Genomic DNA, 7,943 nt, shown 5'->3' with positions numbered 1-7,943 from the left:
AAATACGATTAATGCTGTTAATACTACCGCTCCACTTGCTGATCCTACGAAGTCACCTTTTGTTACTTGTAATACTTGCTCTTTCATATCATTTATCCTCCCTTTTTATAAGTTATCTATATGTAATTTCTAAGAAATGTTTATTTCATAGTTTTTATGTTAACGTTACATTAAATTTGATAACGTAACGTTTGTAACATTAATGTAACATAACTATTGTTACGTTGCAATATAATAACGTGAAATTTATTACACTTTTTTTACGTTTTTTTATAACACTCCCCAAAAACCCTTATTTAATGCACTTTTCACTAAGCTCGCGTTTGTAACATTTGTGTAATATTACAGTCATAAAGTGAAATATAGTCATCCTCCTCTCTATTTTTGTTACAAACAGTTTATTTAGTGACACTAAACCTATCTAATCTTTACTTACTTTTAATATGAGATAAAATACCGTCTTTCCAAGATAAGTTTATATGTTTCCTCTATATAACTATGTATAATAAAAACAAAGAGGTGGTCATTTTGAAATTAATCGCATTAGATATGGATGGTACACTACTATCATCTAATCTTGAAATCTCCAAAGAAAACCTACAAGCAATCCAAACTGCACAAGAAGCTGGTCATATTGTAATGATTTGTTCTGGTCGTGCGAAAGAGGATGCTTTAAAGCTATTGGAAGAATATAAATTATCTCTTCCAGTCGGAGCAAGCAATGGGGCTATTGTTTATGTGGATGGAAAAGTAATTAACTCTCGTTGTATACAAAACGACAAAGTGTACAAACTTGCAAAATTACTAGAATCTGAAGGTTTCCCATATAAGCTATATACGAATAAAGGCGTTTATTCTCCATATACATGGCAAGATCAAGTGATGCAAGCGTTCGAAGAAAATAAGCATGCGCTCGATGTTACATTAGAGGAGCTTGAACGAATTACAGAAAAGCAAAAAAAATCAAACCTAATTACTGATTTCAAAAAAATAGAAGATGTTGTAAATAACCAAAAACTAGAAATATCTAAATTCTTCATTTCAACATTTAATGCAGCGCATCGCGCACAGCTATTAAGCGTGTTACAAGAAGACGCTGATATTATGGTTACAGCATCAGCTCCTACCAACTTAGAAATTATGGATAAGAATGGACATAAAGGAAACGGGCTACAGCAGATGGCAGCTCATTTTAATATACCTATTGAAGATACAGTTGCTATTGGTGATAATTTTAATGATGTACCAATGCTAGAAGTAGCAGGCTTATCTGTTGCAATGGGCAACGCTGAAGAAGATGTAAAAAAACTATGTGATGTTGTAACACTAACAAACAATGAACATGGTGTTGCTCACGCAATTGAGCAATTTGTATTGAAACAAACTTCGTCTAGTAAATAAAAAAAGGACTCTTTCAATTTGAAAGAGTCCTTTTTTTATACATGATGACAAGAAACAAAATGATTATCACCAACATTACGAAATTCTGGTATTGTTTTTTTACAAACATCTGTTGCAAACGGGCAACGTGTATGAAAACGACAACCCGAAGGTGGACTTGCTGGACTTGGAATATCCCCTTCTAGTATAATTCGCTCTCGCTTCACTGTTGGATCTGGTATTGGAACAGCTGATAACAATGCTTTTGTATACGGATGTAACGGATTGGTAAATAACTCATCACGCGGCGCCGTCTCCACAATTGTACCTAAATACATAATTCCGATTTTCGTACATAAATGTTCTACTACACTCAAATCATGTGAAATGAATAAATAAGATAATCCCTTTTTCTCCTGTAACTCACTAAATAAATTAATAATTTGTGCTTGGATAGATACATCTAGTGCCGCCACAGGTTCATCAGCTACAATGAATTCTGGATTTAATACCATAGCCCTTGCTATTACGATACGCTGACGTTGTCCACCAGAAAACTCATGGGGATACCGGTCAATATGATAAGGAGCTAAGCCACATAACTCCAATACTTCAATTACCTTTTCACGAACATTTTCTTTCGTCGCTAATCCGTGGGCCAACATCGGCTCTCCAAGCGCTTCACCAATTCTCATTCTCGGATTTAATGAGCTAAATGGATCTTGGAAAACGAGCTGCATATTAGGGCGATGTTTTCTCAATTCATCCTTGGATAAAGAATGAACATCTTTCCCTTTAAACTTCACTTCCCCCTCCGTTTTTTGAACGAGACGTAAAATTGTTTTTCCTATCGTTGTTTTTCCGCTCCCTGATTCGCCAACGAGACCAAACACTTCACCTTTATTAATAGTAAAACTTACTCCATCAACTGCTTTTACATGCCCGATCGTTCTACTAAATATGCCACCTTTAATTGGAAAATATGTCTTTAGGTTTTTCACCTCTAATAATGGTTCACTCATTGTTCCGCACGCTCCTCATATAACCAGCAAGCTACTTTATGATTTTCATCATTTACATTTAGATTTGGGGCTTCTTTTTCACATATTTCCATACAATGCTCACAACGCCCACTAAAGTAGCAAAACTCACCTAAACCAACTAAATTCGGAACTTGCCCTGGAATAGAATATAGTTTATCTATTCGTTTTCCCATTACTGGTTTTGATTTCAACAATCCTTTCGTATAAGGGTGTTTTGGATTTTGGAATATCTCTAGTACTGGAGCTTCTTCAATAACTTTCCCGCCATACATAACGACAACGTAATCAGCCATTTCTGCTACGACACCTAAATCATGTGTAATTAATAAGATCGACGTTTTAAATTCTTCTTTCACTTGTCTTAGTAAATCCAATATTTGAGCTTGAATCGTAACATCAAGAGCTGTTGTTGGTTCATCTGCAATTAATAACTTAGGATTACAACTAAGCGCAACAGCAATCATAATACGTTGTAACATCCCGCCGCTCAATTCATGCGGATAAGAATGAACAATTTCATTAGCACGGGCTATGCCAACTTTACGAATTAACTCAATTGCTTTCTTATACGCTTCATTTTTACTAAGTAATTCATGCTCCCTTAGCGTTTCTACAATTTGCTCACCTACAGTGAAGACGGGATTTAGCGATGTCATCGGTTCTTGGAAAATCATCGCAATATCATTGCCTCGTAAACTACGAAGTTCTTTCTCTTTCATTCCTAAAAGACTTTTTCCTTCATATAAAATGTCTCCACCTACTACACTGCCAGATTCAGCAATAAGCCCCATAATAGATAAAGCCGTTACACTCTTCCCGCAACCTGATTCTCCTACTACACAAACCGTTTCACCTTCTCGAACAGCAAAGCTAACATGGTTTACAGCCTTCACTGTCCCTTCCTCCGTTTGAAAGTGTGTTTGTAAGTCTTTTAGCTCTACTACCGCTCTACTCATACCTTCTCACCTACCGTCTCATCTTTGGATCTAACGCATCACGAAGTGCATCACCAAGTAAATTAATTGATACAACTGTTATAAAGATTGCAAAACCAGGCGGAATCCATAACCACGGACGCTTTTGGAAATCAATTAATGAGTTAGCTGCGCTAATCATGTTCCCCCATGATGGCGTAGGTGGGACGACGCCGAGACCTAAGTAACTTAATGCGGACTCACTTAAAATAGATCCAGCCACACCCAGAGTTGCTACAACAATAAGTAACGGAAAAACGTTAGGAATTAGATGATGAATGATTTTTCGAGAATCTTTTAATCCTAATACATCTGCCGCTTGCATAAAGGCTTGCTCCCGCAATGTTAAAATTTGTCCCCTCACAAGACGTGCAAGTCCTGGCCATCCTACTAAACTTAAAATAATCATTACAACATATAAACGGTACTCCGATGGTAATTTCCATTCTGATAAAATTGCTCCCATTATAATAAGTAGTGGTAATCCTGGAATGGACATTAACACATCTGCAACACGCATAATTAAATGATCTACAACTCCTCGATAAAAACCAGCAATTGCTCCTAATAGAGCTCCTAGTATAACGGATAGTAGCATCGACGCTAAACCGATTGTTAATGAAATACGCCCTGCTTGCATAAGTCTAGTTAAAATATCCCGTCCCAACTGGTCTGTCCCAAGCCAATGTGACAGGCTGGGTGGTTTATTAATTTGTGTTACTTGTACTTTCCCATCAGCATACGGTGAAAAGATTGGACCGATAAAACTAAATAAAAACATAAATATTAAAACGTATAAGCCACACAGTGCCATCTTATTTTTCTTGATTTTTTTATACGCTTGGCGCCATGGTGATGATTCATTTCTCTTTTTCCGTTCTTTCTTTTTCTCTATTATAGGTGTAATAGTCTCCATATCTTTCCCCCCTTACTTCAATCGAATTCTTGGATCAACAAACGCATAGACAATATCAGCTAAGAAATTAGCCATAATTGTTAAACAAGAAAGAAACATTGTAAAGGCCATTAATACCGTATAATCACGAAAGTTTAATGCTTCTAATTGAATACTCCCAATCCCGGGCCAATTAAAAATCTGTTCAATAATAATGGCTCCTGAAAATAAACCCGGTAATTCAAAAGCGAGTAATGTAATTGCTGGCAAAATTGCATTTTTCAATGCATGTTTATAAATAACGGTTCTTTCTTTTAAACCTTTTGCACGAGCAGTACGAATATAATCTTGCCTAATAACATCCAACATGCCCGTTCTAAAATAGCGTGTTAACGATCCTACACCAAGAAGCGTTAAAATAAATACAGGTAGAATCATATGACGTAATACTTCTAATATGTATGCTATCCCTGTTGAATTACTCCCAATATCAATCATGCCACCAATAGGTAATAACTTTAAATCAACTGCTAATAATTTAATTAAAAATAGTCCGATAAAGAATGATGGAAATGACATTGCTGCAAAGACACCGATTGTTACCAATCTATCAAACCAAGAATGCTGCTTTGTTGCAGAAATAACCCCAATAATAAGAGCAATAATCCAAGTGAAAAATAAAGCTGCAGCAGCAACAATAAATGTATTCCAAATGAATTTATTAAGTAATGAAGTTACCGGTTCTTGGTACTGTAAAGAAAATCCAAAATCACCATGCAAAGCATTCACTAGCCAATGAAAATACCTTTCAATAATCGGTTTATTTAAACCGTACAACTCTCTTAATTCTTGAGCTCTCTCTGGTGTTAATTTTGGATTTGAATCGATATAATCACCCGGTAAGAGTGCAAATAAGAAAAAGATAATAATAGACGTACCAAACAATGTAGGAATCATTTGTAGAAACCTACGAATGATATATGTTTTCACCTTTTGTCTCCCCAATCCTATTTACTTAAAAATAGAAGAACATTTTTTCAAAACAGCTACCATTCCATTGCTGTGTGAAAAAACGTCTTCTATTATTTAGGTCAACCCTTATTGTTCAATAGATAACACTGGTAAGTTGGAACTGATGCTATCGTACTTTTCTGGATCAATTCCTTTTATACGTGCATTATGAGCATAAAGTAGTTTACGATAGTTTAATAAAATAACTGGTGGATCATCACTTAACTCTTTATACAGCTCTCTATAAATCGCTTTACGTTTTTCAATATCTGTCGTTCCTATACCTTTTACAATCAAATCATCTACTTTCGGATTATTATAACCCGTATCACTTTTTGGATTAGTTGATAAGTACTCACTTACAACTTCACTTGGATCACTAATTCCTGGTGTTGAAACTGCCGCTAAATCATAGTCACCTTTTCCTACTTTTGAAAGCATCGTATTAAAGTCCATCAACTCTGGATTTAATTCAACACCAATTTCTTTGTAACTTTCTTTTGCAATTGGAATAAAGATATCATTTGTTTTACCTGTATTTGATGCGTAGTATGTTAATTTTAATTTTTGACCATCTTTTTCACGAACCCCGTCAGAACCTACTTTCCAACCAGCCTCATCCAATAATTTTTTAGCCTTTTCTACGTCGTGCGGATATTTATTAATACCTTCTTCTGTATATGCCCATGAAACTGGAGCAATTGGTACGTTAGCGACAGAGCCATAGCCTTGTAAAGCTGTATCCACATACTTCTTACGGTCTAATCCATAAGTAAGTGCTTGGCGTACCTTTTTATCTTTCAAATACGACTTCTTATTATTTACATAGATATAAGCAATATCACTTGATGATTCAAGATTAATATTTGCAAACTCCAATCCTTTTAATTGGTCTATATTTTCAGGGTTCGCTCTAAATCCACTATAGTCCAGTTCACCTGTTTGGAATAATTGGAATCCAGTATCACCTGATGTGATTTTGTAAATAAAGTTTTTAATTTTTGGTTTACCTGCATAATAATTTTCGTTAGCAACAAAGCGGACTTCTTGACCTGGAACATATTTTTCAAATTTATATGGACCCGCTGCAATTGGTTGCCCATATAATGCTTTTAAATAGTCTAAACTTGTATTTTGTTTATAATCTTTTCCATAATAAGCTTTTGATAGCACTGGGCCACCTAAATTCGTTAGCGCCTGTGAATTAACTTTTTCAGTTGTAATTTTAATTGTCTGTGGATCAACAACTTGGATTCCTTCAATAGAAGTTGCTTTTCCTTCTTTATATTCTTTCCCACCTTTAACAGCATACTGAGCAATATCCAATCCACCTTCATACGCTTTATCATGAAGTAGTGTTAATGTAAATGCTACATCATCCGCTGTTAGAGGCGACCCATCACTAAATTTTAAATTTTTACGTAAATGGAATGTATATGTTAACTGGTCAGCAGAAATATCCCATTTTTCTGCAAGATCCGGAACAGGTTTACTTTGTTTGTCTGTTGTTACTAATGAAGCAAAAATAACCGACGTTACATTTCCATCCCAACCATTATCTTGGAAATACGGAAGGAAAACTCCCCCTGGCTTAGAAATGGCTGTAATGAAAGTATCTTTTCGTTGATTTGCTTTCTCTGGACTTTTCTTTTTATCTGTAGCTGGAATTGATTCAATCTTAGAATCTTTTAAATCCTGCTTTTTTACTGGTTCTGTAGAAGCCGTATCCTCCTGTCCCCCACAAGCAGATAACACAAGCGAACTACTAAGTAATACTGAAAATACACCAGCCCATTTTTTTGTCTTTTTCTTCATTGTCCCCACCCTAACTGTTTAATAGTTATACCCTTTGAACTTATTAGCTTATGTATGCCTCCCACAGCACATTTATAGCCAATCGGAAAAGTCGGTTTTAATCAGAAAAAAATAGATGTTTTTGAGGGGTAACAATCTTATTCCGACCTTTCCGGTAGACTTTATGGTTATTAGCTTATATCGTTCAGTATATTTTGTCAATTCTTTCTAAATAAATATTTTGAGAATTTTTCCAAAATTATCACTCTATCCTTATACTTTAAGAAAACTCAGCTATAATTCGTATTAAAAACTTAAAAATCTACTTCTATTTCTTCAGCATGAAACATAGAATACTAATAACCAATTACCAAAAAGGGGGCGAAAATATGGACAACCTATTCCAATACGTCCTGCACTACGTATTATTAACAATTATGATAGTCGGGGCGCTATTACTATTCCCGTTCTTCCCAAAGTTCGTCCTCTTTTTAGCTTTTTTTATCATGCTCGGGATCGCTATTATAATTTCAACAAGAGAAGATGCCACGCAGAAAGAGAGCAGAGTTCAGCGCGTGAAGCTGTAACTTTGCTCTCTTTTCGTTTTCAATCACTAGTCCCTGTTACACATATTTATCCCGCTATTTGCCGGGCAGTAACCCCCCCCACTGATTAAAGTTTCACTTTATCTCTCGGGAAATAATTAGCCTTTGTTTTTGTGATTACTCCTATTGAAAAGCCACTAATGACATTTATTTTTCACCTTATCATTTCATACGCTTCACAAGCTATGCAAATTGAGGAACACGGATTTATCTAAGTTACTGTTTCACGTGAAACACATCG

The 7,943-nt window shown here is 35.4% G+C and carries 8 protein-coding genes; 2 read left to right on the top strand and 6 right to left on the bottom strand.

Features of this window, described 5'->3' with window-relative positions; genetic code table 11:
- Positions 1–96, bottom strand: a 96-nt coding sequence (locus tag BUA87_RS27070) for a DUF3948 family protein (RefSeq protein ID WP_142953290.1), incomplete at its 3' end; no start/stop codon positions are given.
- Between the two features lie 432 nt (positions 97–528).
- Here BUA87_RS27070 and BUA87_RS27065 point away from each other — a divergent pair.
- Positions 529–1,401 carry a Cof-type HAD-IIB family hydrolase gene (locus tag BUA87_RS27065; protein ID WP_072941415.1) on the top strand — a complete coding sequence of 291 codons (873 nt, stop codon included), beginning with the start codon at positions 529–531 and terminating at the stop codon, positions 1,399–1,401.
- Positions 1,402–1,436: 35 nt separating this feature from the next.
- On the opposite strand, the gene BUA87_RS27060 is transcribed toward BUA87_RS27065, so the two are convergent.
- From BUA87_RS27060 to BUA87_RS27040, 5 genes are all read right to left on the bottom strand, one after another.
- On the bottom strand, positions 1,437–2,402 hold the full coding sequence (locus BUA87_RS27060) for an ABC transporter ATP-binding protein (RefSeq protein ID WP_063546235.1): 966 nt from the start codon (positions 2,400–2,402) through the stop codon (positions 1,437–1,439).
- Positions 2,399–3,379, bottom strand: coding sequence for an ABC transporter ATP-binding protein (locus BUA87_RS27055; protein ID WP_065229648.1), 981 nt, complete (start codon positions 3,377–3,379; stop codon positions 2,399–2,401). Before BUA87_RS27055 ends, BUA87_RS27060 begins: the two co-directional genes overlap by 4 nt.
- Before the next feature lie 10 nt (positions 3,380–3,389).
- The gene (opp4C, locus tag BUA87_RS27050; protein WP_000447957.1) at positions 3,390–4,313 is read right to left on the bottom strand and encodes an oligopeptide ABC transporter permease; all 924 of its coding nucleotides are present in this window, start codon (positions 4,311–4,313) and stop codon (positions 3,390–3,392) included.
- 12 nt (positions 4,314–4,325) lie between these two features.
- The gene (locus BUA87_RS27045) at positions 4,326–5,282 is read right to left on the bottom strand and encodes an ABC transporter permease (protein ID WP_000860687.1); all 957 of its coding nucleotides are present in this window, start codon (positions 5,280–5,282) and stop codon (positions 4,326–4,328) included.
- A 108-nt stretch (positions 5,283–5,390) separates the two neighbouring features.
- Positions 5,391–7,118, bottom strand: coding sequence for an ABC transporter substrate-binding protein (locus BUA87_RS27040; RefSeq protein WP_071713810.1), 1,728 nt, complete (start codon positions 7,116–7,118; stop codon positions 5,391–5,393).
- Positions 7,119–7,486: 368 nt separating this feature from the next.
- Between BUA87_RS27040 and BUA87_RS27035 the strand changes: the two genes are divergently transcribed.
- Complete coding sequence (locus BUA87_RS27035) at positions 7,487–7,684, top strand: hypothetical protein (RefSeq protein WP_000369254.1); 198 nt, start codon at positions 7,487–7,489, stop codon at positions 7,682–7,684.
- Positions 7,685–7,943 lie beyond the last annotated feature (259 nt).

The organism is Bacillus sp. bc15, from assembly GCF_900142585.1.
Taxonomy (GTDB): domain Bacteria; phylum Bacillota; class Bacilli; order Bacillales; family Bacillaceae_G; genus Bacillus_A; species Bacillus_A cereus.
Note: the sequence above shows the minus strand (reverse complement) of the source record. Positions and strands in the feature narration are given on the sequence as shown.

Bases quoted from the DNA above. Each gene is read 5' to 3' on its own strand.
- BUA87_RS27060 (WP_063546235.1), bottom strand. From the start codon at position 2,402: ATGAGTGAACCATTATTAGAGGTGAAAAACCTAAAGACATATTTTCCA.
- BUA87_RS27055 (WP_065229648.1), bottom strand. From the start codon at position 3,379: ATGAGTAGAGCGGTAGTAGAGCTAAAAGACTTACAAACACACTTTCAA.
- opp4C (WP_000447957.1), bottom strand. From the start codon at position 4,313: ATGGAGACTATTACACCTATAATAGAGAAAAAGAAAGAACGGAAAAAG.
- BUA87_RS27040 (WP_071713810.1), bottom strand. From the start codon at position 7,118: ATGAAGAAAAAGACAAAAAAATGGGCTGGTGTATTTTCAGTATTACTT.
- BUA87_RS27035 (WP_000369254.1), top strand. From the start codon at position 7,487: ATGGACAACCTATTCCAATACGTCCTGCACTACGTATTATTAACAATT.